The organism is Helicobacter pylori, assembly GCF_011140715.1.
Classification (GTDB): domain Bacteria; phylum Campylobacterota; class Campylobacteria; order Campylobacterales; family Helicobacteraceae; genus Helicobacter; species Helicobacter pylori_DA.
The window spans coordinates 55291-80180 of record NZ_SFZZ01000012.1 but is presented as its reverse complement, the minus strand read 5'-3'; the positions used below and the strand labels follow the sequence as shown (position 1 = coordinate 80180).

Sequence of the window (24890 nt, the reverse complement as noted above, 5' to 3'; positions counted from 1 at the left end):
TAGAAAAGTTAACAATATTTAGTTAAAATTAGCAAAAACTAACTAGGAGGTATTAATGGTCAATACTTTGGAACTAGCACAATATATTCTTAAGCATTCAAACAAAGAATTGAGTAACTTAGAATTACAAAAAACTTTGTATTTCACAGAGCTTGATTATATCAAAAAGTTTGACAAACACCTAGTTTCTGATGATTTTGAAGCTTGGAAATACGGGCCTGTTGCAAGAGAGGTGTATTATGAATACCGCAATTATGGTGTCAATTCTATTGACAAACCCAAAGAAGAAACTCTCTCGCAAAATCTTAAAAAAGATGAACTTGAAACCATCAACCACTCCATAGAAAAATGCAGCAAAAAATCCTATTGGGACTTAGTGAAAGAGAGTCATAAAGAAAATGGCGCTTGGCATAAAAGCTTCAAAGAAGACAGAAAAGAAATCATTAGCAAAGATTTGATCAAACAAGAAGCCAAACAAACAAATGGAGACTAAAGAAGAAGATAAAGATAAAAAGCTAGAAGAAATGATTGTATTGCTGTGCGAAGAGGGGGATTTGTCTAGCCAAAAAGATCAAATCATCAAAGATCTCAAAGAAATCTATGAAGGAGAATACAAGCATAAATACTCAAAAATCACAACTATTATTTTAAATTCCACAAGGGATAAAGAGCAAGCCTTTATGACGCTCACACAAAATATAAGGACACTCAAAGAGATTCAAGATAATAAAGAAGTTGAAAGCATTAAGCCAAAACTAGAAAAGCTTTATGATCACATGAATTTAGAGTGTATCAGACTGCAAGATTTTGATAAGAAAATGAGTAGAGTTAAAGATGTTTCTATAAAGTTAAAAGATGATCTAAATAAAAACTATAAAAAATTAAGCGAAGAATTGAATAAACAACAAACGCAATACATAACCATTTTAGGTATTTTTGCCTCTATTGTTTTAACATTTGTTGGGGGATTGGCATTTTCCACTTCTGTTTTATCAAATATTGACAAAGCGAACGCCTATCGCTTGGTTTTTGTTATGGCTTTTATAGCTTTATTTTTTGGGAATATTTTGTATCTGCTTTTTTCTTTTTTATCAAAAGTATCCTTATCAAAAGAGAAAAAGATAAACAAGAAAATTTTTGCAAAAAACCCATGTTTTGGTTTAATCTAATAGCTACAATTCTATTTGTGATTGGTTTTTGTGGAGAATTGCATATAATACAGAGATTAGTTTCTATATACAAGGCTTAGTTTCTAAATATCTTTAAATTCAATCCAACCCATTTTTTGTGTCCATTCTAATAAAATTTGATGCAAATTTTTCTTAATTGAGTGTTTTTTGCAATTTTGAAAATCTCAATACTCATTGAAAAACCTGAATTATTTCTTTCAAATTTAGCCTTAAGAAATTCAATCACGCACCTATTTAATACCGCTCTTAGCTTAAAGTCCTTTTGATTAAGGACTCAATAAGTTCCACAGAAATCATTTCAATTCTTAAACAAAGACTCTAAAGCTTCTACCCCTACTTTTGGCGTTTCTTTTTCGTTTTCATTTTCTGCGTTTTCTTTGACGCTAGGAATGGTTTCAAACTCTATGTGATAGCCTGTAAGCATGGACGCTAAACACACATTCACCCCGCCCTTACCGATAGCCTTAGATTTTTCAATGTCCAATAAACGCACTTTAGCCTTTTGCAAATGGTTATTGACAATGAAACGCTCTTGAATGGATTCTTTTTCTTCAGCATTCAATTCTTCTATGGGGATTTTTTTAACCTCAACGCTTAAAATTTTAGCAGGAGCGAGCGCTAAAGTGATATAAATTTCAGGCACATTAGAATACTCTATGCAATCAATGTTTTCTTTATTCAATTCATTACTTATCGCATTGATGCGCACGCCCTTAACCCCCACAGCCGCGCCTATGGGGTCAATCCTAGCGTTATGGGAAAAAAAGCTCACTTTCGCCCTGTTGCCTGGGATTCGCGCGCAATGGATGATTTCAATTTCTTTATCTTTAATTTCAGGGACTTCTAATTCCAACAAGGCTTCAAGCATTTTAGGGGTGGTGCGGCTCAGCTCTAATAATAAGCCTTTTTTCGTGCGTTTGACTTGCGTTAAAACCGCTTTAATGCTATCGCCTACTTTAAAACTCTCACCCTTGATGCGATGGCGCATGGAAAGAACGCCTTGAAATTGTTGCTCAATCTCAATAAAAGTGTTTTGATTGTGATCCACTAAAATCACTTGCCCCATTAAAACGCTGTTAAGACGCTTTTGAAACGCTTCAAAGTGGCTGTCTTCTAACGCTTTTTCTAGTTGGTATTGCAAATCTTTAAAAAGGCGGTTGATCGCTCCTTGTTTCATGCTCTCCAAACTCAAGCTATAAGACAATTCGTCTTTAATCTTAACGCTTGGATCCATTTCTTTGGCTTTAGACAGGCTGATGTATTTAGAAGGGTCGTTAACCAATCTTTCATCACCATCTTCTAAAACTTCCACCAACTGGATAAGCTGGAGCTGCTTGTTTTCTTCAACCACCAAGTAGCGCGCTAGGGGGTCTAATTCGTTTTGCGCCATTTTTAACAAACAGCCTTGAATCACTTTTGAAATCATCTCTTTAGGCAAATTTTTTTCATACGCAATGCATTCTATAAGGTCGCTGATTTTTTCCATTCTTAAGTTCCTTTAAATTGATGTTCTATCGTTTTTTTGTCATTCTCTATTGTGGGGGAGCGGCGCGTTTAAAAGAAATTTTATTATAGCGAATTTTTAAGCCTTGTTAAGGATTTCTTTTAAAACCAGAGCGATTTTTTCCAAATCTTCTCCATTCAAGCTAAAGACTTCAAAGCACACAAATTCGCATGAAATTCTTGTAATAACGCCTTTTTGGAAAAGCTTTAAATAAAGTTTCTCGCAATCTAAATTCTGGGTGTTTTTGGACTGGATTTTCACGCAAAAAGATTCTAATTCTTTGTTGGGCAAATTCCCTATTTTAGAAAAGCTAGAGGCTATGCTCACATTCAATTCTAAAGGCTTTAAAAGAGCGTAGAGTTTGAGGGCTTTTTGTAATAAGGCGTCTTTAGTTTGGTTTAGTAGTGCATGAATGGTGATTTCTTCTTGGTGATTGACCCATGCGTTTAGGCTGCAAAAAAGCAAGGTGAGCGTGATTTTACCCACCCTCAAGGCTCTATAAAGGGGGTGGTTTTTTAACGCTTCAATCCGTTCTTTTTGCCCCATAATAATGCCGGCTTGTGCGCTGTTAAAGCATTTATCCGCGCTAAAGCTTAAAAGCGATGGTTTTAGGGCTAAAACTTCTTCTAAAGCCGCTCTGTTTAACAAATCCACATCCCCTAAATTGTAATAATCAATCAAACCATGCTCTTTGGCTAGGGCTTGCAAATCTTTAAAAGGCGTGTCTTTTTGAAAAGCGGGGTTGTGGGTTTTAAAGAGCATTTTGCTGTTTTCATTCAAGGCTAAGCGGTAATCCCTTAAATAAGCACGATTAATATTCCCCACTAAATGCAACCTAGCCCCACTATTTAATAAAATATCTTTAAGGTTAAAATCCCCCCCCACTAATTCGCCATAAGAAACAACGATTTCTTTTTCTTGCGCTAAAGCGTTAGCGATGAGGAAAATCGCGCTGGTGTTGTTATTCACAATCAAAACCTCTTCAGCGTTAAAACACGCCTTAAAAAGCTGTTTTAAGGGGGTTAAGCGGTTCGTTTTTTTAGCGGTGTTGAGATCGCATTCTAAATCAATGGGTTGGGTTAAAACTTCTTTTAAATAAGGTTCAATTTTTTCATAAAATTGCGGGCTAAAAAACGATCGCCCATGCTTTTCATCAAAAACGCTCGCGCTCGCATTGATGATTTTTTGATAAGGGTTTTTCAAAAGATCCGGGGTTATTTCGGGCGTTTCTTTAGCCATAATAAGCGCGTTTGCTTTTCCTTTTTGAAAATTAAAATAAAGCGTTATTTTAAACTAAACCCGCTAAATTTTTGATAAAACTACTTTTTTAAAATCCTTAAGAGCGTCTTAATGAGTTTGTTGAGCGAGCGGAACTTTTTCCATAGAGCTTGGCGGTTTCTATAGGGTTTTTTCATGCTTGTTTCCATGTTCAAAATTCAAAAAGAAATCCTAAGATTTCTTTCATTTTAGAACTGATAGGATACCTCAAAACGCACATTAAATCCAGGAGCCGGGAGCGCCATGCGCTTATTTTTAGGGATCATATCGCTCGCTGGAGCGTCCGCGCTCGCTTGCCACACGGAAGCCTGGCTGACATATTGCTTGTTTAAGATATTGTTAAACACGGCTGAAATCCTTAACCCCTGCCATTTTTTAGAAGTGGGGGTCCAATTGATAAAGACATTATGCACACCATACCCAGGCTTATGGATTTTCATCAAGCCGTATTGAGGGTAGTAGATAGAATAGCCTTCATAAAACATGTTAGTTACAAAGCGTGAGAGCCAGGTTAAAGTAAGCCCCCATCTGCGAACATCATAATCGGCTTTTAAAATAAACACATGCCCCGTTGTTGCAGCTAGAGCGTAAGTGTCCGCTAATAAATGCCCCCTAGCCGTCGGCCAAGAGCGAGCCACTGAGAAAGTCCCTACGAAATTTTTATATTGCACATTCCCTGAAACTTCATAACCATAGATATTAATGGTTTCGGGTAAATTCCCTGACATGTTTTTTGCGGTCGCGTTACCCCCGCCATTTTTAGAAGTGTCTTGCCCGTAGCTGTTGATGAAGTTATTGATGACCTGATAGAACGCTGCCCCGCGCACATTGAAATACTTGCTGTTGTAATCCACATTAAATTCCACATTTTGACCGATCGCAGGGCGTAAATTCCTTTGATAAATCACCGTGGGATCGCGCATCAAAACGCCATCGCCAGGCAAGGCCCCCTTAGTCACATACGCATAGCTCACTTTCAAGCCAATGCTTTCAATGGGGTTATAAAGCACGGTTGCAGAAGGCGAGAAACCAGAAGTTACATGCGTGCGACCGTTTTTGTCTAGCAAGGTGTAAATATCATAACGAGTTCCCGCACCCACGATCACATTGCTTAAAATATTGTAGTTCGCTTGCATGAACCCTCCGATGATATTCCCAATCGCATGCGAATTTTGGGGCATGTTACGATAGAGCGGGTTAGGCGCGTTTAGATTTTGGGGGTATTGGGAGCTCTGATCGGTGTAGTAATGGCGGTAAGGTAGGCCCGGCCCATTAGGGTCGTTAGGGTCAATATTATTTTTATAATAGCCGTTTTTGCCTTTATCCAATCCAGAAAAAACGCTCAGGTTTTGATAAATCATGCCGTATTCAAACACATTCCCATAATCTTCGCTAATGGGGTGGGTGACTTTAAAATTAACGCCTGAGTTGACTAAGAAAATCCTTCTGGCTAAAGTCCCCTCAGCGTCCGCATTCCCTAAGGTCCAATCGTTCGCACTAGGGTTTTGAGCGTTAGGGGGGGTCATGTCATAATCAGGGTTTTTAGGGACAAGCCCATGGTAAATATTAGAACCTGTGGAAATTGCAGAAGCGCCTTGCCAATTGATCGATCCCGGCTGCCCATAGCCTATTTGATAGCCTCCATCAGAAGGCCTGATAGCTCCTTGCGTGCACTGGCTGATATTGTCCGGGTTGTTACACCAATCTTTAACTTCAGGGATGTAATCCGGGTTAGCCGGCTCGTTAGAATTGTAAGCGAAAGGATTCACCACAGGGTTATAATCGCCCCCCCTTACCCCTAAAAAGGCAGTAGATTCAACGCGCGGCTGACTAAAACTAGTGCCTCCATCATGCTTATATTTCAGACTCAAATTGTGGTTGAAGTTGATCGTATGGGCTAATTCTTTCCCAAAGTCAATCACAAAGGGGGCTGGCTGGCTTCCTGGGTCATTGGCTTTGGAGAGGGCTGAAGTGGTGTTAGGGCGTAAAAGCCTGGTGGAATTCTCCCTTGTCATGTTGTAGCTTAAGCTGATGGTATCCGTGTCGTTGATATAGCCATTGACTTTACCTAAAACGCTATTGACTTCGCTTGGAGTCCCTATGCCAATGTCGCTATTGCTTGGATCTTGTAAATCGTAGTTAGGGTGGAAGAGATTCCTAAAAGCGTTGTTCCCGTCTCTGTAATAAAAAATATTTTGATGGTTGTAATAAGCGAGTATGTCCCAATTTTTCCCCCGGTAAGCCGCAGTGGCGTTCATGCGGTATCCAAAGTTGGTGTAAAAGCCCGCTTCCGCTTTAGCCCCATAAGTTTGATTCTTCCTTAAAAAGTCGTTAGCGTCAATCGTGGTGAAAGACAATTTACCTGCAACAGCACCTGGGCCTGCTGAAGCATTCGCCGCCCCCTTAATCACTTCCACTTCTTTAATCATATTAGGATCAATCACCGTGTTAGCGTCATGGTGGAAAATGTTACCATTTTGAGCGACGCCATCTATTGTTACCCTTAAGAGACGGCTCTCAATCCCCCTAACATAGATTTTTTGCGCCATTAAGCCCCCACTGGCCACATTCACATCCGCCCTAGTCCTAAAAATATCACGGATTTGGTTGCTTTGGCGTTGTTGGAGCTCTTTCCTGTTAATATACATTTTATTGTTGTATTCAAAAGTCCTTTCACCCTTAGTGGTTACCTTACCCAAAGTGTGGGTATTTTCTTGAGCTTGCAAACTGCTAGCGACAATACAAGAGACAAACACGATACGAAATTGATTTCTAAGCATTTCTTTTAGCCTTTTTATTTACTTTTTTCTAAAAAATTTAGTCAAGTTTTAAACCTAAGGTTATTATTACATTATTCTATTTAATAATACCTTAAATTTGTTTTAGGATTAAGAAAATATGAAGAAAAATATGATTAAAAAAGTTTTAGCATTTTATTGAGCGGCTGAATCGATCACTATGCGTGAAGAAGCACTGCTGATCCCTCTTAAAAAAGTTTGAGAAGACACATTGATTTCAGCGTTTTGGCGGAAAATATCGCTTGGCTGGTTGCTCTGGCGTTCTTCTAAATCATGGCGTTTGATAATGATGGTATTCCCCCATTGAAAGGGTCTATAAGCGCGCTTTTTTTTAATGACAAAATGAGATTCTAGATTTAAAAATTGCGCGTAACTCGGGAAATATAGCGGCTCTAATAAAGGGTTTATGGGGTGCGCTTTTAAAACCATAAGGAGGAAAAAGAGGCTAAAGATTGGTTTCATAGTAAATTTTCACGCTCGCTCCCACTTGAGAATTGGGAGAAATTTCTAACTTGCTGATTTTCAAATAAAGTTCAGTGATCTCCTTGTAGCGCGTTTTTAAAATTTGGCTCAAATCCTTAAGGGCGTCTTCAATGAGAAGGTATTGTTTTTCTCGCATGGTGTTTTGAATGATTTCTTGGATTTCCATGTAGTCCAAATAAGCCTTATTAGGTAATTCCGTGTAGAAAAGATCCACATTCACGCTTATTTTTTGGGGTTTTAAGCGTTCAAACTCTAAAATCCCTAAAATCGTTTCAAACACCAAGTTATGGATATGGACGCCTTGTTTAGTTTTCATAAGACTTTCTTTTCTTTACCGGTCAATAAATTGAAAATATTGCCCGCATGCTTGATAAGGGTAAAAATAAAAATCAATACCATAGGCGTTTGCGTGCCGACTTCTTTAAGGATATTGACGCTATCTGGGATATGCATATAAGGCACAAAAAAGATAAGAACAGTCGCTGTGCCTACCCCTAGAATGCTAGCGAGTGAAGAGATTTTAAGCACCTTACCCACAAAAAACCACACCGTCAAGCCGATGAGGCTTTCAATAGGGATGAGCAACACCACAGAGCCCATGATCGTAGAAACGCCCTTGCCTCCATTGAAATTCAAAAAAGGCGAATAACAATGCCCTAAAATGCTCGCGATAGCGACCATCCATTGCAAACTATAATCTAACCCAAACAATTTGCTCAAAAACACCGCGAACATGCCTTTGAATAGATCCAAGATTAAGACTAATAAGGCCATTTGTTTAGCGTTACTCACGCCCTTACTTTGTAAAGCGCGTAAGACATTCGTCGCGCCAATACCCCCCGATCCGATTTTAGTAATATCCATGCCATAAAAGATTTTCATTAACGCATAGCCAAAAGGAATCCCCCCAATCAAATAGCCCAAAAGGGTGAAAATCACATTGATATTGGTTAGGAAATTCAAAACGCCTTCCATAAATACCCTTTCAAATAAAATAGCGATCATTATAACATGTTGCTTTTTAAGTGAAAGCGTTAAGTTGTTAGGGTATAGTGGCTTAAAAATTTTAGGATATTGAGAATGCTTGAAACTTCTAGCCATTTTTTAAAATCGTTTCGCTTGAAGCGTTATATAGGGTTTTTATTGATTTCTTTAGCGCTATTGATCACGCCATTTGTTCGCATTGATGGGGCGCATTTGTTTTTGATCTCTTTTGAGCATAAGCAACTGCATTTTTTAGGCAAGATCTTTAGCGCTGAAGAATTGCAAATTTTGCCTTTCATGGTTATTTTGCTTTTTATAGGGATTTTTTTCATCACCACTAGCCTTGGGCGCGTGTGGTGCGGTTGGGCTTGCCCGCAAACCTTTTTAAGGGTGCTTTATAGAGATGTGATTGAAACCAAGATTTTCAAACTCCATAAAAAGATCAGCAACAAGCAAGAAAGCCCTAAAAACACCCCAAGCTATAAGATCCGTAAAGTATTGAGCGTTTTGTTGTTCGCTCCTGTTGTGGCGGGGCTAATGATGTTGTTTTTCTTTTATTTCATCGCCCCAGAAGACTTTTTTATGTATCTTAAAAACCCTAGCGATCACCCTATCGCTATGGGTTTTTGGCTTTTTAGCGCCTTAGTGGTGCTTTTTGATATAGTGGTGGTTGCGGAGCGTTTTTGCATTTATTTATGCCCTTACGCTAGGGTGCAATCGGTGTTGTATGACAATGACACCTTAAACCCTATTTATGATGAAAAGCGCGGCGGAGCGCTTTATGACAATCAAGGCCGCCTCTTCCCCTTGCCCCCTAAAAAACGCAGTGCTGAAAACGAATGCGTGAATTGTTTGCATTGCGTGCAGGTTTGCCCCACGCATATTGATATTAGAAAGGGCTTGCAATTAGAATGCATCAATTGCTTAGAGTGCGTGGATGCATGCACGATTACCATGGCCAAATACAACCGCCCTTCACTCATCCAATGGTCTTCAACTAACGCCATTAATACGCGCCAAAAAGTGCGCCTAGTGCGTTTAAAAACGATCGCTTACATGGGGGTTATCGCTATTGTGATAGCCCTTTTAGCCATCACTTCGTTTAAAAAAGAACGCATGCTTTTAGACATTAACCGCAACAGCGATCTGTATGAATTGCGATCTAGTGGGTATGTGGATAACGATTACGTGTTTTTATTCCATAACACGGACAATAAAGACCATGAGTTTTATTTCAAAATTTTAGGGCAAAAAGACATCCACATCAAAAAGCCTTTAAACCCTATCGCCATTAAAGCCGGGCAAAAGATCAAAGCGGTAGTGATTTTACGAAAACCCCTAAAGGGTAACGCCACAGAATACAAACGCGCTAAAGATATTCTAATCCCTATTACGATACAAGCTTACAGCGCAGACGATAAGAATATTACGATAGAAAGGGAATCGGTGTTTATCGCGCCTAGTGAAGATTGAAGCCTAAAACTAGCGCTCAATCACTTCATAAGGCAAGCCTTGTTTGATCAATTCTTCCATGAAAGGATCGGTGTTTAATTCTTCTATGTTAAACACCCCAGCTTTAAAATGCTCCACGCTCCAAGTGTCGTTGCAAATCATTTTAGCCGCGCACATCGCTGGCACGCCGGTGGTGTAGCTTATGGCTTGCGAACCCACTTCTTCATAGCATTTTTTGTGATCGCACACGTTGTAAATGTAGAGCGTTTTGTCTTGGTTGTTTTTAATGCCGGTCATATAGCACCCGATATTGGTTTTGCCGGTAGTGTCTTTAGCTAAGGACGCTGGATCAGGGAGTAAGGTTTTTAAAAATTGTATCGGCACGATTTTCACGCCCTGATGCTCTATTTCTTTAATGCCTAGCATGCCGACATTTTCCAAGCATTTCATGTGGGTTAAATAGTTTTGAGAGAAAGTCATAAAAAACCTCGCCCTCCTCAAGCCTTTAATGTTTTTGACTAACGATTCCAATTCTTCATGGTATAAAAGATACGAATCCATTTCGCCAATTTGCGGGTAAGCCCACACTTGCTTGATTTCTAAAGGCTTTGTTTCAATCCATTTGCCATTTTCATAATAACGCCCTTTAGAGCTGACTTCCCTTAAATTGATTTCAGGGTTAAAATTCGTGGCAAAAGGGCGTTTGTGATCCCCAGCGTTGCAGTCTAAAATGTCTAAAGTGTGGATAGTGTCAAAATGGTGTTTTTGAGCATGAGCGACATAAGCGTTCGTAACGCCTGGATCAAACCCAGCCCCCAAAATCCCTAAAATCCCTGCTTCTTTATAAGCCTTATCAAACGCCCATTGCTCTTTGTATTCAAACTTCGCTAAATCCGGGTGCTCGTAATTGGCGGTATCAATGTAATGCGTTTTAGTCTCTAAACATGCTTGCATGATCGTTAAATCCTGATAGGGTAAAGCCACATTAACAACGACTTTAGGCTTGTATTTTTGGATTAAAGCGACTAAGGCTTGCGTATCATCGGCATCCACTTGCTCAACACCAATTTCCCCCAAACCCTTTTTGAGCATGCTTTCTTTAATTGCATGGCATTTGTCTAAGCTCCTGCTCGCTAAAATGATATTTTTAAACACATCTCTATTCATGCCCATTTTGTGTGCTACTACACTGCCTACGCCACCAGCTCCAATTTGTAATACTGTATGCAAGGAACACCTACTTTCTAACTAATCTCGTTCTTTTAGGGGGGTATTATATTATAATAAGATAAATTTGATTAATAAGGATGCAAGCTTGCAAGAAATTAAGTTGGATATTTATGCCACTTTGGTGTGCATGGTTTTAGTGTTACTCTTGGGGCGTTATGTGATTTCTAAAGTCAAGTTTTTGCGCGATTATGATATTCCAGAGCCTGTTGTGGGTGGGGTTTTAGTCGCTTTTTTTATCATGTTAGCGCGTCAATTTTATCATTTTGGCTTGCAATTTGATTCTTCTTTAAAAGACCCTTTAATGCTGACTTTCTTCATCACCATTGGTTTGAGCGCGGATTTCAAATCTTTACAAAAAGGCGGGAAAATGCTTGCGGTTTTTTTGCTGGCTGTGGCGGGGTTTGTGGTGTGCCAAAATGCAGTGGGGATTTCTATCGCCAGCCTTTTAGGGGTCAATCCTTTAATGGGGCTTTTAGGGGGATCGATCGCTTTAGTGGGTGGGCATGGCACTAGCGCGGCATGGGCTAATTTTTTCACCCAACCACCCTATCATTTTAGCTCTAGCTTGGAAGTGGGCATGGCGTGCGCGACTTTTGGCTTGGTGAGCGGGGGGATTATTGGGGGGCCTGTCGCCAAGTATTTGATTTCTAAATACAAACTAGAACCTAAAGACACTAAAGAAAAAGACACTTTAGAGGGCGTGGTGTCTAAAGGTTTTGAAACCCCTAAAGAGCAGCGCCTAATCACCGCATCCAGTTTTGTAGAAACCTTAGCTCTCATTGCAATAGCTTTATTAGTGGGGACTTTTTTATCGCATCTGATGCCTAAAAGTTTCACTTTGCCGACTTTTGTGTGGTGCTTGTTTGTGGGGGTTATTTTAAGGAACGCCTTGTCGTTTTTTAAGATCCATAGCGTGTTTGACAGAGAGGTTTCAGTCATAGGGAATGTGAGTTTGAGTCTGTTTTTAGCCTACGCTTTAATGAGTGTGAATTTATTGGAATTGTTAAAACTCGCTGTGCCGTTAGCGGTTATTTTGAGCGTTCAAGTGGTATTTATGATCCTTTATGTGGTGCTAGTAACCTTTAGGGTATGCGGGAAGGATTATGATGCGGCGGTGTTGTGCGCGGGGCATTGCGGTTTTGGGCTTGGAGCGACCCCAACGGCTATGGTGAACATGCAAACCATCACCAACCACTACGGACCATCGCATGTGGCGTTTATCGTCGTGCCTTTAGTGGGAGCGTTTTTTGTTGATCTTATTAACGCTTTAGCGATTAAAGGCTTTTTGCTTTTGCCTTTTTTCCCTAGTTAAACCATGAGACTTTATGAAAGTTTATTAGAAACTTGCTTGAATAAGGCGTGGGAATATCAAACCTTAGCCTTAGAAAATCCGAGCGTGGCTTGCATGGTGCTAGATAAAAACCATGAGATCTTGAGTTTAGAAACCCATAAAAAAGCCAAAACCCCGCATGCAGAAGTCTTAGCCGCTAAATCAGCGTTAAAGATTTTACGCCCCCATTTAAAAAACGATTTAGAAAAGTTAGAAGATCCTAAAACTTTAAGCGATTTTTTAAAAACGCGCCACGATAACGCCTTTACAGACTGCGTTTTTTTAATCACCCTAGAGCCATGCAATTCTTATGGCAAAACCCCGGCGTGCAGCGGATTGTTAGAAATTTTAAAGCCTAAAAGAGTGGTCATTGCCACAGAAGAAAACGAAGCTAAAAAAGGGGGTTTAGCAAGGCTACAAAAGGCTCATATTGAAACAATGATTTGTCATAATTTAGAAAACAAGGCTAAGGACTTGCTCTTGCCTTTTAGGGTAATGGAACAAAAGGGGCGTTTTAATTTGTTCAAACTCGCTTTAAGGATGAATGGGGATTATCATCATGGCAAGATCACCGGGCAAAAAAGCGTTATTTTCACGCACAACCAGCGAGCGGTATGCGACACGCTCATCATTTCTGGGAAAACCATAAGAACGGATAACCCCTTATTGGACGCTCGCTTTTGCGATAATTTTTATCAAGGTAAAAACCCCAATATCGCTATTTTATCCAAGCGTTCAATTAGCCCTAGTTCAAAAGTTTTTTCTGCGCCTAATCGCTTAGTCAATACTTTCCATGACCCTAAAGATTTACCCCTAGAGAAAGGGTTTAATTTCATTGAAGGGGGGTGGGGATTGTTTGAGAGCTTGAGGGACAAAATTGATGCGTTGCTTTTGCATTCGCATGCGTCTATGATTAACGAAGCGTTTAGTGCATTCGCTTTAAAAACCCCTTTTAAAGGGCGGTTGTTGCATGCACAAATCTTAGAAAATGAAGCCCTTTTATGGATAGAAAACTCTTAAGATTATACCAGCCCTTAAACGCTTATTCTTACAATAGCGATTCGCTTTTTTTATACGATTTTTCACGCCCTTTTATCAAAAATAGCGGCACGATTTTAGACATAGGCTCAGGGTGTGGGGTTCTAGGCTTGCTCTGCGCTAGAGATAACCCGCTGGCGAGCGTTCATTTAGTGGAAAAGGATAGCAAAATGGCGTTTTGCTCCCAAAAAAACGCCCTCAAATTCCCTAACGCCCAAGCGTTTGAGGGCGATTTTTTAGATTTCAACCCCCCGATTTTGTATGATGCGATTGTGTGCAACCCTCCTTTTTATGCTTTAGGCTCTATTAAATCTAAAAACAAAGGGCATGCGAGACACCAGAGCGAATTAGACTTCGCTTCTTTAGCAGCTAAAGTGAAAAAATGCCTGAAACCTAAAGGGTATTTTATTTTTTGCTATGAAGCCTTATCGCTTTGCTTGGTCATAGAAAGCCTAAAAAGCGTTAAACTCACGCTAGAAACTTTAAGGTTTGTCCAAAGTTTTAAAGACAAAAACGCCCATTTGATGCTTGGAGCGGCCAGGAATAATTCCAAAAGCGCTCTAAAAGTTCTGCCCCCTTTAATCACGCACCATTCCAAAAACCAAAGCGACAACACCAAAGAAGTTTTAAATATCTATCAAATTTGTAACACCTATTCTATCAAAGCGCCTTTAGATTGAGGATTAAAAATGAAATGTTCGCATTGCCAGTTGGAGTTTAAAGAAAGTGAGCTTTTTAAAGAGACCATTAATCATAAAGAATTGCATTTTTGCTGTGCAGGGTGCGCTAGGGTGTATGCGTTATTGTTAGATTTGAATTTAGAGAGCTTTTATGACAAATTAAACGATTCCACTTTAGCCCCTGTAACGCCCCAAGATTCAATGAGCGCTTTGGAATTAGAACAAGCCCTTGAAGAAAACAATAAGGGCGATTTTATCCTTAATCTTTTGCTAGAAAAAACGCATTGTAACGCTTGCTTGTGGCTCAATCAAAAGGTTTTAGAGCGTTTAAGTGGGGTTAAAAAAGTGAGCGTGAATTTCACCACCCACCATTTACAAATCGTGTTTGACAAATCTTTAAACCCTAAAGAGATTATTCAAAAGATTGAGAGTTTGGGCTATGGGGCTAAAATTTATAACGCACAAAATTACGCCCTGAAAGCCCAAAAAGAGCAACGCTCCTACTTGCTCACTTTGAGCGTGGGGTTTTTTGCCACCATGAATTTGATGTTTATTGCCATTGCCAAATACGCAAGCTATGGTGGTGCGAATTATGGTGGTGGTATGGATAAACTCATGCAAAGGAATTTGGATCTCGTATCGCTCTTTTTAAGCTTGTTGGTGCTAGTGGTGGTGGGGCGTTTTTTCATTAAGGGGGCGTTTTATGGGCTAAAAAATGGCGTTTTGGGCATGGATTTGAGCGTGTCTTTTGGGGCGTTATCGGCGTTTGTTTATTCTATTTATGCCATGTTGGTGTCTCAAGAAACTTATTTTGAAGCGAGTAGCACGATTTTAACGCTTGTTTTTGGCTCTAAGTTTTTGGAATTAAAGGCCAGATTGTTTGCGAATGAAAAATGTCTGGCCCTAGAATCGCATGAGATCCATAGCGTGATTGTTGTAGAAAATGGCAAGCAGATAGAAAAACACCCTAAAGATGTGGCGATAGGCTCTGTTGTTTGGGTGCCAAGCGGGGCCAAAATCGCACTAGATGGCGTGCTTTTAAATAACGCGAGCGTGGATGCGTCTTTGATCAGTGGGGAGTTTAAGCCTTTGGAATTGGGGGTTAATGATCCAATTTTAGGGGGTTATGTGAATGTGGGCGTGCCTTTTAGCTATCAAGTGAGCGCTAATTTCCAAAACTCACGCCTTTCTAGTTTGTTAGAAACTTTAAAAAAGAGTTTTTTAGAAAAACCCTTAATTGAGAGCAGCGCGAATCAAATCGCGGATATTTTTTCTAAAGCGGTGTTGTTTTTAGCCTTTGTGAGCTTTTTATTGTGGCAATTTGGTTTGGGGGGTAATTTTGAAAAAGCCTTAATGGTGTGTATTAGCGTGTTAGTCATCAGCTGCCCTTGTGCGTTCGCTCTGGCTACGCCCATTGCGTTAGTGATAGGGGTGTTTAAAAACCCTTTGATCGTGTTTAAAGAAACGTTGTTTTTAGAAACTCTGGCTAAAGTGAAAAAAATCTTTATAGACAAAACCGGCACGCTCACGCAAAAAGAAGTCCTTTTAAAAGAAAAAATCATTTACGAAGAATTTGATGGAAGGCTTTTAAAGAGCCTTTTAAAAACCAGGGAGCATTTAGCCCATAGCGCAATCCTTAAAACTCTAGATGGCGATGAGGTTGTTTTAGAAAAGATAGAGTTTTTCGCTCATGGCCTGAAAGCGAGCTATCAAAACGAAACCCTGCTAGTGGGGAGTTTGAAATTTTTAAACGCTATGGGGGTTGATTTAAAGGTCAAAGAGAGCGCTAATATCATGGTGGGCTTTGCGAAAAACAAGACTTTATGCGCGTTATTCATTTTAGAAGAGCGTTTGAAAGCTAACGCTAAAGAAGTCATTCAGGCTTTACAAAATAAAGGTTTAGAATTAGAAATTTTAAGCGGGGATAATGAAAGCTCGGTTAAGGAGTGCGCGAAAAAATTAGGGATTTCTAAATATCATGCCCATTTGACTCCTGAAGATAAGGCTCAAATCATCAGCTCTTATAAGGGCGTGTGCGCAATGATAGGCGATGGCAATAATGACGCGCTAGCCTTAAAACAAGCGAGCGTTTCTTTAGGGTTTGAAAAAAGCGCTTTGAGTAAAAGCGCATGCGATATTTTGCTTTTAGAAGAGGATTTGAGTTTGCTAGAAAAAGCGTTTCATAACGCTCAAAAAGTCTATCAAGTGGTGTTGCAAAACATTGTTTTGAGCTTGATTTATAACGCTATTTTAATCCCAGTCGCTATGCTAGGATACATTAACCCTTTAATAGCGAGTTTGAGCATGAGTGCTAGCTCGCTCTTAGTGGTTTTAAATTCTTTGAGGTTGAAACGCTCTTAAACAAACCACATTGTTTTGGCTAAAATGGCGATTAAAAAGCCAAAAGTTAGAGCGATAGGGTGGATATATTTGCCAATAGGGTTTTTCTTGCCCAAAAACTTACACGATAAAGAAAAAAGCACTAAAAGAAAAATGCTTAACGCTAAGATCACTTTAAGCATCAGTATCTTTTGAAAAGGGGTTTCACACCAGCCTTTATCGCCCCCCATGTATTGACTAAGCATCATGCCCCCTGTTAAAACAAGCCCTAAAACGCATAAGGGCATGATTTTGATCGCTCTTTGAGTGATTCCTGTATTCGCTTTATTGGCAAACTCTTCGCCAAAGATTTTCTTCACATTAGGGAAAATTACCCCATCAAAAAACAAGTAGCCAATAAAAATAATGGCACACAATAAATGAACAACTAACACATAAGGATAAATCGCATCCATTTAAAATCCTTTATTCATGGGAAAATTAAAGAGTTTTTAATCTACTATAAAAGGGTTTTATTGTCAAGTAGCCCATTATTATGGGAATTTTAGGGGTGGTTTTTGTTTGACTTTTAAGATTGTAATTAGCTATAATAAAATAATTAAAAAAGTAACACTTAAGCGGAGTACCCTAGAGAGTGATGCTCAATTTTATGACAAAGAAGAAAAATAGAATGCAAGATTGCAAAATGGTTGGTAAAAATTTTAATCGTAAGGAATCTGTTTTGATAGCTCAATCTTTAGATATTTCTAAAAAAGGCTCGGTAATTTTAGGCGCTCTTTTGAGTTCGTTATGGCTGACAAACCCCTTAAATGCTCATGAAAAGAATGGCGCATTTGTGGGGATTAGCTTGGAAGTGGGTAGGGCTGATCAAAAGACCAACGCTTATAGAAACGGCGAGTTGTTTCAAGTGCCTTTTGGCGATGTTTCAGCCAATGATGATGGCAAAGTTCCTGACGGGCAGACCGGTGGCTGTCAGCCAGCTTCAGGGACGCCAGGAACGCCAGGCTATACTAAAGCTAATTGCGTGGTCAATTGGACTTCTCGCACCATGCTAAGCACCAATAAAAACATTCCTGGCCGTAACCAGCCGATGTATGGGCTAGGCGTGATGACAGGCTATAAGCATTTTATCGGTAAAAAAAGGTGGTTTGGGTTGCGTTATTATGGCTTTTTTGATTACGGGCATACCAACTTCTCTAACTCCAGAGCCGCTAACGCTATATCGCCTTTTTATTTGAGCGATCAAAAAGCGGATATGTATACTTATGGTTTTGGCACAGACATGCTTTTTAACATTATAGACAAGCCTAAAGCCACGGCCGGGTTTTTTCTAGGCGTGAATTTTGCGGGTAACACTTGGACCAATAATCGTGTGGGGTATTTTAAGGACGGGTATGTTTATGGCGTCAATACGGACGCTGACGCTTACATGACTAACGCTGATGGCACGATCACATGCGGGGATACGACGCCGGCGAGTTGTGATGTGGGGATTAACCCTAATAGCGTCTATACCACAGGAAAATTGAACGCTAAGGTGAATCACACGATTTTCCAATTTTTAGTGAATGTGGGCATTAGAACCAATATTTTTGAACACCATGGCATTGAGTTTGGCATCAAAATCCCCACGCTCCCTAATCACTTTTTCAAAGGCTCTACTACCATAAGAGCGAAAAAACAAGGCCCGCTAGAGAATGGGAACCCGACTACTATCACCGGAGCAGAAACCAATTTCAGCTTAACCCAAACCTTACGCCGTCAGTATTCTATGTATTTGCGCTATGTTTATACTTTTTAAGTTTGGTAGGGGTTTTAGGCAGGGCTTATAGCTTATATATGAATATATGAAAGCTTGATTTGTCAAGCTTTAGGGTTGTCATTGAGTTGCAATAACTCTGCGCTGTTTTCTACTTTTTTGATAAAATCATTAATGGCATAACAGCGTATGTTAATATTGTCTTTGAAATGGGCAAATCCTGCATATTCTTTGGCGTCATCATGGATATTTGGAGCTACAAAAACACTAAATTTTTCTCTAATATCGGTGCTGTTTTTAATCAATTCTTTTAAATGTCTGGCAATAGGTATCATTTCTAAGGTGCTTTGACTTCTGTCTCTAATCAAGCTCACTTCTATATAACTTTGGGCTTTTGTGTCCATAGCTACAATATCAGGTTTATTACCGCTTGCTGTGTATACGGGCAAGCCTTCATCATCGCTTTTATAATTGGGTATCACGCTTAAATTTTCAAAATGTTGTTTCAAGAAAATAGCGCTTAAAAATTCCAAGCGTAAAGGTTTATCAATGAGTCTTAAAAAACTATCTTTTGATTCTTGCTTGTTGCAAGTAATGAGTAATTCTTGCTTGATAAAATCTTTGGTATAAGTGGTTGCTAGTTCATTCAATTTGCTTGATTTAACGCTCTCATTAGCGCTGATTGGAGTAACACTAACAAGAAAGCTATCCACGATTGACATGTAGTTAAAAAAGACGAGTTTGTTAGCTTGAGTGTCGTTTAAATAATCCCCTTTAAAAGCCTTATGGGTTTGTAAAATGTAATCTATTTTATTATTTTCATTAGTATTAATATCAATAAACCTACCATTACCACGCAATGAAATAAGTCCTGTAATACGCATTTTTCTAATGTATTCATCAACGGCTTCATTAGTGATTTGGCTCATTTTAAATCGTGTTTTTATTGGTGCTTTCTAAAAGTTTTAGGCATTTTTCATAGATAAATTCATTTGAGTAACTGAATTCTGTCTTATTGATAGTAACAATTTCTTGTCTTAAACGAATAATGTAGTCATAAAGCCCTTTAGCGTTATCGTCTTTCCAACAAAGTAAAATAGGGATTTCTTTGACAGATAGGGGGGTTAGATGGGCATTTTTGAGTCGTTTTAAAAGCGAGAGCAATAGTTTGAAAGGGTTGTTATGGTTTAAGTTCTTCTTGTAAGGGTTTCCTACTTCATATTTAGACAGAGCGTTTAAAAATATAGCCCCAACTATTTTGTTTTTTAAAAGTTCATTGTTGGGCTTGTTAAAAAAATTATTTATTTAAGTCAATAACACTATTCCATGCAAGCTTGTGTTCCTCGTTGATTTCCGTATTTTGTGAGATATTTTTAAGATAATTGTTTATAAAATTTTCTGTGTTTTTAATCAGTCTTAAATAATACCTTAAAGTATCATAAATCCCATTAACAATTACTTGACAACCATGTTCATGTTCAATTTTATCTGTAATTTTTTGTAATTCTGCTTTATTTTGAATAGGTAAAGTGCTTAATATATAATATCTTTTAATAGGTGTTTGAGCAATTTTCTTATAAGAATCTTGTAATATAATGCTGTCTATAGTAATATTAAATTTAATCTCTATAACTTCAAACAATTGTTTTTGTTCATCTAAAATTACAATATCTCCGGCATTGCCACTGCTTTTATCACAACTATAATGAGAATCTAAAGGTTTTAAGCTTTTATTAGTAAAACGCTCTAATTCCAAAATTAGACATTCATATAGACTAAACAAAGCTACCACAGGCAGTATAGAAGCTCCCCTACTTTTATAAGTGAAGTTAAAATGTTTTTGCAGGGTATTGATAATAAAGTCTATAGTATAACTAGATTCCTTTATGGTGGGTTTAACAAGAATAATGGCTTTTTTAGTTTTCTCCCTAATGCTTAAATAAAATAGGGCTTTTAAGTATAGTATAGATAAGTTTGGATTTTTTTCTATATCATCTAAGATTTCTAAAAACGCTTTTTTAACAGCAATATTTGAAATTTTTCCTGGATAGTCTAGTGTATATGGCAAATTTTGTTCCAAACTTCTTGTGAGCCATCCACTCTCTTTCATAGCCCCTAGAAATTGTTTTTGTTTTAAAAAAGGTGTGATAAATTTAGTATCAAAACTTCTACCACTATACCCATTATCCATATTTGCTTGATGAAATCTAATATCTTGATTGGGGTAGTTGCTCTTATAAACTAAACTCGTAATTAAAACCGTATAAACACCTTTAAATGTTTCTTCTTTTTCAACAATCGTTTGGGTTTTTTGGAGTTGTATTTCGCTTAAACCCAAGCTGTCTAAATTTTTTAAGCTCACGCATTCTTTATAAATTTTTTCTAAAAATTCCAAAGTTTTATTTTGCATGTTATTTTCCTTAAGGGGTTGTTTGTAAAATTGATTTAACACTTCTTTTATAATAGCCTTAACCATAGGAACGCATATGCTATTACCAATGCGTTCATAAAGCTGTGAATTTGTACCGATTTTTTTGAAATCTTTAGGAAACCCCATAAAAGAAAAACATTCATTTATGGTTAATTTTCTCACTAAATTATTAATATAGATAAAGTAGCGACCGCTTTGTTCTTGACTGGCAAGTGTTGGGTGTATTCCCCCTGCATGATAAATTCTATTAGGCTGTTTATGAACCCTACTTAAGTGTTCCGTATTTTCTCTTGTGCCCTTAGTGCGGATTTTCTTATTACGATAGCCACAAAAAATGAGTCCTGAATTTTGTCTTTTGAGCAATTGGCTATCTAACAATGTGTATTCATGGGGTTTTAAAATTTCAAAATAACCACTCTTATCTAAAAAATTTTGCATGCTAATAATAGGATTTTTTTTGATAGGATTAAAATCAAATACTTGAGAACCCAAATATCCTACAATGATAATTCTTTCTCTATTTTGTGGGACTGAAAAATCTTTAGCGTTTAAAATTTTATAACTAACACTATAACCTAAATTACTAAGGGCTTGTAACATTACAAATAGTGTGTTGCCTTTATTGTGTTTTAAGAGATTTTTTACATTTTCTAAGATAAAAATTTTTGGCTTTTTATTTTCTAGAATTCTACAAATATCAAAAAACAGCGTTCCTCTTGTTGTATCTTCAAAACCTTTTTGTTTGCCGCATACTGAGAATGCTTGACAAGGAAACCCTGCACATAAAATATCAAAATTTGGCATAGTATTTGGATTTAAAATAGTAATATCACAAGTGGAGTCATCATTAAAATTCGCTTTATACATGGCTATAGCATGGGGGTTATTCTCTGCACTAAAAACACATTTTAAGCCCAAAGAATCTAAAGCAAGTCTAAAGCCACCGATACCTGCAAATAAATCTGCATAAGTTAACAAACAAGCATTCCTATAAAATTTTGATTTCTTGGCAAATACTATAGCAAAAATGCTATAAAAATCAACATGATCGCAATAAACAAGTCTTTTATAAAACTCCCAAATACCCACTCTATAAGCTTGGTTTTTGAGCCGATATACCGGCGGTTTTTTAGATTAAATTTTTCCACTAGCCACCTTTAAACTAAGGGAATAAAACCACTTAGTAACATATAAGATTTAAAAATCACAATCTCTTATTAAGCTTTTTAAAATACCAAAGACTGAGGGCTAAGAATACGAAAAAGGGCGATAGCACGCCTATTTCAGGAATGAGTATCCCTGAAATGCTAAACTTCCCCAAAGCAAAGAATAGCCCCCAAACAACGAGCGTGATGATGATAAACTTTAGCCCTAAAAGAGCCAAGTTTTCATAGCGGGCGAGACTAGGCGAAAAATAAGCGATTAAAACGCTTAAAAACGGCACAAAAAAGGGCAAAATCGCAAACACATACAAAAACGATCGCACTTTTTTCGTGTCGGCGTTTTGGCGCACTAAAGCATGCAAGGATAAAAGAGCGTCTGTGATAGAAACCGCAGGCTTGTTTTGATAAATGGTGTCTAAAACTTTAGGGCGGAAATTTTTGAGCGTTTTAAAGGTTTCTAAACGCGTGGTGTTTAAAGCGTTCGCGCCCAGTTCAAAACTCAAGGGCATCTCATAGATAGTAGTGTCATGCAAAATCCAATATTTGTCTTCAAAAAAAGCTTCTTTAGCTTCAGCATAAGATTCCAAAGTCTTATCTTTTAGGCGAAAAACCTTGATGTTTTGGGCTTTTTGCAATAAGGGATTAATCTTATCAAAATACACGTAATCATCGTTATATTTCACTAACAAATGCTCTGAGACGCTCAAAGAATTGTCTTTATAGATCAAATTTTGCGTTTTTTCTTCCATATACACAAAAGGAGTCGCGTTCAACCCCACATAAACAGCCGTGAAAAACAGGCTAATCAAAAAAATAGGGCTTAAAATCTGGCATTTGGAAAAGCCAATGGAGAGCAGGGCGGTGTATTGGTTGGATTTAATGAATGCGATATAAAATAAAACCATCGCCAAAAGCAAGGAAATGGGCAAGGCGTAATTGAGTGCAAATAAAATGTCATAGGTGAAAAATAAAATGATCATGTTCGCAGAATCGGGCATTTTATCGGCGTATTTCAGGCTGTCAATGCCTACAAAAAACAATTCTAAAGCTAAAAGCACGATTAAAAAGTATTTGAAATAATACCACCCCACAAATCTAAACAAACGCACTTTAAACCCCTAACTTTCTATTTTTAAAGGTTTTTTAAGCGTGAAACGATTTTGCATGGCGTTAAAATCATGGCTTTCTATAAAAAATTTTAAGGCGTTTTTGGCATGTTCAAATGTAGCGTTTTTTAAAGGCTCTTCGTTTTTGTGGAATTTTGAAAGCACATGCTCAATCACACCAATTCCTTTAGAAATCCCCACCCTCAAGCGATAATAAGAATTAGAACACAATAAATCAATGGATTTTAGGCCATTATGCCCCCCATTCCCCCCACCATTTTTAAATTTCACAACGCCTAAAGGTAAATCCAAGTCATCATGGACGATTAAAAGCTCTTTAGTTTTGTAAAAATTTTTGACGCTTAAAACGCTCTCGCCGCTTAAATTCATGTAAGTTTGGGGCTTGAGTAAGATAAAATCCTTATAAACGCACAAATAAGCGTTGTGTTTGGGAGAAAAAGTGAAAGAAAGATTCAGCTCGCTAACGAGTGAATCTAAAATATCAAAACCAGCGTTGTGTCTGGTGTGAGCGTAACGCAAAGTAGGGTTGCCTAAACCCACTAAAAGCGTCATGACTTCAAATCACTTCGCTTTAATCACACCGATCACAGCGATAGAATCATGATCTAAGATCTTCACATTCTCGTGTTTTTCTAAATCGCGCACCAAAATAGACTCATTCACATCTAAAGGGGCTACATCCACTAAATAGTGATCGGGCAAATGCTCTGGAGCGCATTCCACGCTGATACGCTTTTTAGAGAGCATCAAAATCCCTTTATTTTTCAAGCCCACTGGAGTGCCTTGGTGTTTGACAGGGACTTTAAACTTGGACTTCACGCCCTTAGTAACAGCGAGTAAATCCACATGGATAAGCTCATTAGTAACAGGGTTTTTTTGGTATTCTTGAACCACGACTTCAAAAGTCTTATCCCCTAATTTCACCGGGAAAATCAAATGCTTTTTTTCCTTAAGGTATTTAATGAAAGGGTTTAATTTGAACGCGCAATTCATGTTTTCAATACCCTTTCCATAAACGTTTGCGATTAGATAGCCATCTTTTTTTAAAGCTTTAGCGCTAGCTTTAGTAATACTCTCTCTAATAACGCCTTCTAACATGTCAATCCTTTAAAATAAAATAAGGGCTTATTCTATCCAAAAAACCCTTAAAAATCAAAAACTGCTTAAAAGCTTTTCAAAGGATTGTTTGAACGCTATCAAGCCTTCTTTAAGGAGTTTTTGGGCGGTGTTTTCTAAATCAATGTTGCGCGTTTTCAATTCTTTTTTGAATGCTTCAATTTCTGTGATTTTTAAAGGGGTTTGACACTCGGTGTTTGGGTCAAGCAAATAAGCATTTAAAGCCTCTAGGGGGGCTGTGTTGATAGAGTTTTTAAAACACAGCGCTTTAATGTAGTAATCTTTAGCTAAAGCGTTGGATTTAACGCCGGTGGACGCAAAAAGGGTGCTTATTAGCTTATTGGCATGTTGGTTGATTTGATAATAGCACTCGGTAGCGTTCATGATCCCGCTTTGAGCTTGCAAATTTTGCACCACTAGTGGGTCTATTTCTTTGTCAAATCGTGAGACAAACACGCTAATGACCGCTCTTTTTTGCGCTTCTTTGGCTAAGATTTGAGCGATTTCACCGGCAATTTTAGGCGAAAAGACTAAAGTTACATTAATAGGGATAGAGGCTTTAGTCAAAGCGCTAATGACTTCAAGACCGCTCTCACTCGCCGGGACTTTAATCATCACATTGGGGCGGTTTAGTGTTTTGAATAACCGCTTGGCTTCATCAATGCTTTTAGTGGCATCATCTTCTAAAAAAGGGTCAATTTCTAGGCTAATGTAGCCGTTGTTAGGGTCTTTTTCATATAAAGGCATTAATGCGCTAGAGGCCTGTAAAATATCCTTTAGCGCCAAAGTTTCATAAATTTCTTTAGCTTTTTTGCCTTTGAGTTTAGCGATTTCATCTTGATAAAACGCGCTTTTTGTGATCGCTTCACAAAACAAACTAGGGTTACTCGTCGCCCCGCAAATAGCCCCCTTATTAATGAGCTTTAAAAAGTCGTTTTCTAAAAAATCCCTTTCTATAAAATCGCACCACAACCTGAATTCTTGCAT

At 38.2% G+C, this 24890-nt stretch carries 20 protein-coding genes and 3 pseudogenes; 8 read left to right on the top strand and 15 right to left on the bottom strand.

Annotation, left to right across the window (positions count from 1 at the left end):
* Positions 1-55 precede the first annotated feature (55 nt).
* Both EWZ81_RS01520 and EWZ81_RS01515 read left to right on the top strand, forming a co-directional pair.
* The gene (locus EWZ81_RS01520) at positions 56-493 is read left to right on the top strand and encodes a Panacea domain-containing protein (protein WP_165548792.1); all 438 of its coding nucleotides are present in this window, start codon (positions 56-58) and stop codon (positions 491-493) included.
* Positions 483-1249, top strand: a pseudogene (locus tag EWZ81_RS01515) (hypothetical protein). The gene EWZ81_RS01520 and the pseudogene EWZ81_RS01515 overlap by 11 nt, the downstream one beginning before the upstream one ends.
* A 239-nt stretch (positions 1250-1488) precedes the next feature.
* Here the strand turns inward: EWZ81_RS01515 and nusA are convergent.
* The 6 genes from nusA to plsY all read right to left on the bottom strand — a co-directional run bounded on the left by nusA (position 1489) and on the right by plsY (position 8228).
* Complete coding sequence (gene nusA / locus EWZ81_RS01510) at positions 1489-2676, bottom strand: transcription termination factor NusA (protein ID WP_165548791.1); 1188 nt, start codon at positions 2674-2676, stop codon at positions 1489-1491.
* 96 nt (positions 2677-2772) lie between these two features.
* Entirely contained in the window at positions 2773-3933 is a 1161-nt protein-coding gene (locus EWZ81_RS01505; protein ID WP_165548790.1) for an L-seryl-tRNA(Sec) selenium transferase, read from the bottom strand.
* Positions 3934-4160: 227 nt separating this feature from the next.
* A complete protein-coding gene (locus EWZ81_RS01500; protein ID WP_165548789.1) occupies positions 4161-6752 on the bottom strand; it encodes a TonB-dependent receptor in 2592 nt (863 codons plus the stop codon).
* 153 nt (positions 6753-6905) lie between these two features.
* Positions 6906-7232 carry a Plug domain-containing protein gene (locus tag EWZ81_RS01495; protein WP_165548788.1) on the bottom strand — a complete coding sequence of 109 codons (327 nt, stop codon included), beginning with the start codon at positions 7230-7232 and terminating at the stop codon, positions 6906-6908.
* Entirely contained in the window at positions 7216-7569 is a 354-nt protein-coding gene (locus EWZ81_RS01490) for a FolB domain-containing protein (RefSeq protein ID WP_165548787.1), read from the bottom strand. Before EWZ81_RS01490 ends, EWZ81_RS01495 begins: the two co-directional genes overlap by 17 nt.
* The gene (gene plsY / locus EWZ81_RS01485) at positions 7566-8228 is read right to left on the bottom strand and encodes a glycerol-3-phosphate 1-O-acyltransferase PlsY (RefSeq protein ID WP_001877123.1); all 663 of its coding nucleotides are present in this window, start codon (positions 8226-8228) and stop codon (positions 7566-7568) included. The genes EWZ81_RS01490 and plsY overlap by 4 nt, the downstream gene beginning before the upstream one ends.
* Positions 8229-8333: 105 nt before the next feature.
* On the opposite strand from plsY, the gene ccoG reads away from it, so the two are divergent.
* Positions 8334-9710, top strand: a complete 1377-nt coding sequence (gene ccoG / locus EWZ81_RS01480) for a cytochrome c oxidase accessory protein CcoG (protein WP_165548786.1) — start codon at positions 8334-8336, stop codon at positions 9708-9710.
* A gap of 9 nt (positions 9711-9719) precedes the next feature.
* Here ccoG and EWZ81_RS01475 read toward each other — a convergent pair whose 3' ends face one another.
* Positions 9720-10919 carry a saccharopine dehydrogenase family protein gene (locus EWZ81_RS01475; protein WP_001927089.1) on the bottom strand — a complete coding sequence of 400 codons (1200 nt, stop codon included), beginning with the start codon at positions 10917-10919 and terminating at the stop codon, positions 9720-9722.
* 85 nt (positions 10920-11004) lie between these two features.
* Between EWZ81_RS01475 and gltS the strand changes: the two genes are divergently transcribed.
* The 4 genes from gltS to EWZ81_RS01455 are packed head-to-tail and all read left to right on the top strand — an operon-like array spanning position 11005 to position 16328.
* Positions 11005-12231 carry a sodium/glutamate symporter gene (gene gltS / locus EWZ81_RS01470; RefSeq protein WP_165548785.1) on the top strand — a complete coding sequence of 409 codons (1227 nt, stop codon included), beginning with the start codon at positions 11005-11007 and terminating at the stop codon, positions 12229-12231.
* A gap of 3 nt (positions 12232-12234) precedes the next feature.
* A complete protein-coding gene (locus tag EWZ81_RS01465) occupies positions 12235-13269 on the top strand; it encodes a dihydrofolate reductase family protein (RefSeq protein WP_165548784.1) in 1035 nt (344 codons plus the stop codon).
* On the top strand, positions 13251-13967 hold the full coding sequence (locus EWZ81_RS01460) for a tRNA1(Val) (adenine(37)-N6)-methyltransferase (RefSeq protein ID WP_165548783.1): 717 nt from the start codon (positions 13251-13253) through the stop codon (positions 13965-13967). Before EWZ81_RS01465 ends, EWZ81_RS01460 begins: the two co-directional genes overlap by 19 nt.
* Positions 13968-13976: 9 nt before the next feature.
* Positions 13977-16328, top strand: coding sequence for a heavy metal translocating P-type ATPase (locus EWZ81_RS01455; protein WP_165548782.1), 2352 nt, complete (start codon positions 13977-13979; stop codon positions 16326-16328).
* On the opposite strand, the gene EWZ81_RS01450 is transcribed toward EWZ81_RS01455, so the two are convergent.
* The gene (locus EWZ81_RS01450; RefSeq protein WP_047417782.1) at positions 16325-16762 is read right to left on the bottom strand and encodes a CopD family copper resistance protein; all 438 of its coding nucleotides are present in this window, start codon (positions 16760-16762) and stop codon (positions 16325-16327) included. The genes EWZ81_RS01455 and EWZ81_RS01450 overlap by 4 nt on opposite strands.
* A 182-nt stretch (positions 16763-16944) precedes the next feature.
* Between EWZ81_RS01450 and EWZ81_RS01445 the strand changes: the two genes are divergently transcribed.
* A complete protein-coding gene (locus tag EWZ81_RS01445; protein ID WP_165548781.1) occupies positions 16945-18108 on the top strand; it encodes an outer membrane protein in 1164 nt (387 codons plus the stop codon).
* A 62-nt stretch (positions 18109-18170) separates the two neighbouring features.
* Here EWZ81_RS01445 and EWZ81_RS01440 read toward each other — a convergent pair.
* The 7 genes and pseudogenes from EWZ81_RS01440 to tal form a co-directional block, all read right to left on the bottom strand.
* Positions 18171-19323 (bottom strand): annotated as a pseudogene (locus EWZ81_RS01440) (AlwI family type II restriction endonuclease); the annotation flags it as partial.
* A 40-nt stretch (positions 19324-19363) separates the two neighbouring features.
* Positions 19364-21586 (bottom strand): DNA cytosine methyltransferase, encoded by a 2223-nt coding sequence (gene dcm, locus EWZ81_RS01430; RefSeq protein ID WP_241824588.1) that lies wholly within the window; start codon positions 21584-21586, stop codon positions 19364-19366.
* Positions 21571-21645: pseudogene (locus EWZ81_RS08385) on the bottom strand (type II methylase); the annotation flags it as partial. The pseudogene EWZ81_RS08385 and the gene dcm, both read right to left, overlap by 16 nt.
* Before the next feature lie 56 nt (positions 21646-21701).
* Positions 21702-22769 carry an LptF/LptG family permease gene (locus tag EWZ81_RS01420; RefSeq protein WP_165548779.1) on the bottom strand — a complete coding sequence of 356 codons (1068 nt, stop codon included), beginning with the start codon at positions 22767-22769 and terminating at the stop codon, positions 21702-21704.
* Between the two features lie 9 nt (positions 22770-22778).
* Entirely contained in the window at positions 22779-23339 is a 561-nt protein-coding gene (gene pth / locus EWZ81_RS01415; protein WP_165548778.1) for an aminoacyl-tRNA hydrolase, read from the bottom strand.
* Between the two features lie 9 nt (positions 23340-23348).
* On the bottom strand, positions 23349-23885 hold the full coding sequence (locus EWZ81_RS01410; RefSeq protein ID WP_001935171.1) for a 50S ribosomal protein L25/general stress protein Ctc: 537 nt from the start codon (positions 23883-23885) through the stop codon (positions 23349-23351).
* A 54-nt stretch (positions 23886-23939) separates the two neighbouring features.
* Positions 23940-24890, bottom strand: coding sequence for a transaldolase (gene tal, locus EWZ81_RS01405; protein WP_165548777.1), 951 nt, complete (start codon positions 24888-24890; stop codon positions 23940-23942).

What these genes read in the sequence shown, in the direction of transcription:
- EWZ81_RS01490 (WP_165548787.1), bottom strand. Translation starts at nt 7,569, where the DNA reads ATGAAAACTAAACAAGGCGTCCATATCCATAACTTGGTGTTTGAAACG.
- EWZ81_RS01505 (WP_165548790.1), bottom strand. Translation starts at nt 3,933, where the DNA reads ATGGCTAAAGAAACGCCCGAAATAACCCCGGATCTTTTGAAAAACCCT.
- EWZ81_RS01450 (WP_047417782.1), bottom strand. Translation starts at nt 16,762, where the DNA reads ATGGATGCGATTTATCCTTATGTGTTAGTTGTTCATTTATTGTGTGCC.
- plsY (WP_001877123.1), bottom strand. Translation starts at nt 8,228, where the DNA reads ATGGAAGGCGTTTTGAATTTCCTAACCAATATCAATGTGATTTTCACC.
- ccoG (WP_165548786.1), top strand. Translation starts at nt 8,334, where the DNA reads ATGCTTGAAACTTCTAGCCATTTTTTAAAATCGTTTCGCTTGAAGCGT.
- EWZ81_RS01445 (WP_165548781.1), top strand. Translation starts at nt 16,945, where the DNA reads ATGCTCAATTTTATGACAAAGAAGAAAAATAGAATGCAAGATTGCAAA.
- EWZ81_RS01455 (WP_165548782.1), top strand. Translation starts at nt 13,977, where the DNA reads ATGAAATGTTCGCATTGCCAGTTGGAGTTTAAAGAAAGTGAGCTTTTT.
- EWZ81_RS01500 (WP_165548789.1), bottom strand. Translation starts at nt 6,752, where the DNA reads ATGCTTAGAAATCAATTTCGTATCGTGTTTGTCTCTTGTATTGTCGCT.
- EWZ81_RS01460 (WP_165548783.1), top strand. Translation starts at nt 13,251, where the DNA reads ATGGATAGAAAACTCTTAAGATTATACCAGCCCTTAAACGCTTATTCT.
- EWZ81_RS01410 (WP_001935171.1), bottom strand. Translation starts at nt 23,885, where the DNA reads ATGTTAGAAGGCGTTATTAGAGAGAGTATTACTAAAGCTAGCGCTAAA.
- EWZ81_RS01495 (WP_165548788.1), bottom strand. Translation starts at nt 7,232, where the DNA reads ATGAAACCAATCTTTAGCCTCTTTTTCCTCCTTATGGTTTTAAAAGCG.
- tal (WP_165548777.1), bottom strand. Translation starts at nt 24,890, where the DNA reads ATGCAAGAATTCAGGTTGTGGTGCGATTTTATAGAAAGGGATTTTTTA.
- pth (WP_165548778.1), bottom strand. Translation starts at nt 23,339, where the DNA reads ATGACGCTTTTAGTGGGTTTAGGCAACCCTACTTTGCGTTACGCTCAC.
- nusA (WP_165548791.1), bottom strand. Translation starts at nt 2,676, where the DNA reads ATGGAAAAAATCAGCGACCTTATAGAATGCATTGCGTATGAAAAAAAT.
- EWZ81_RS01520 (WP_165548792.1), top strand. Translation starts at nt 56, where the DNA reads ATGGTCAATACTTTGGAACTAGCACAATATATTCTTAAGCATTCAAAC.
- EWZ81_RS01465 (WP_165548784.1), top strand. Translation starts at nt 12,235, where the DNA reads ATGAGACTTTATGAAAGTTTATTAGAAACTTGCTTGAATAAGGCGTGG.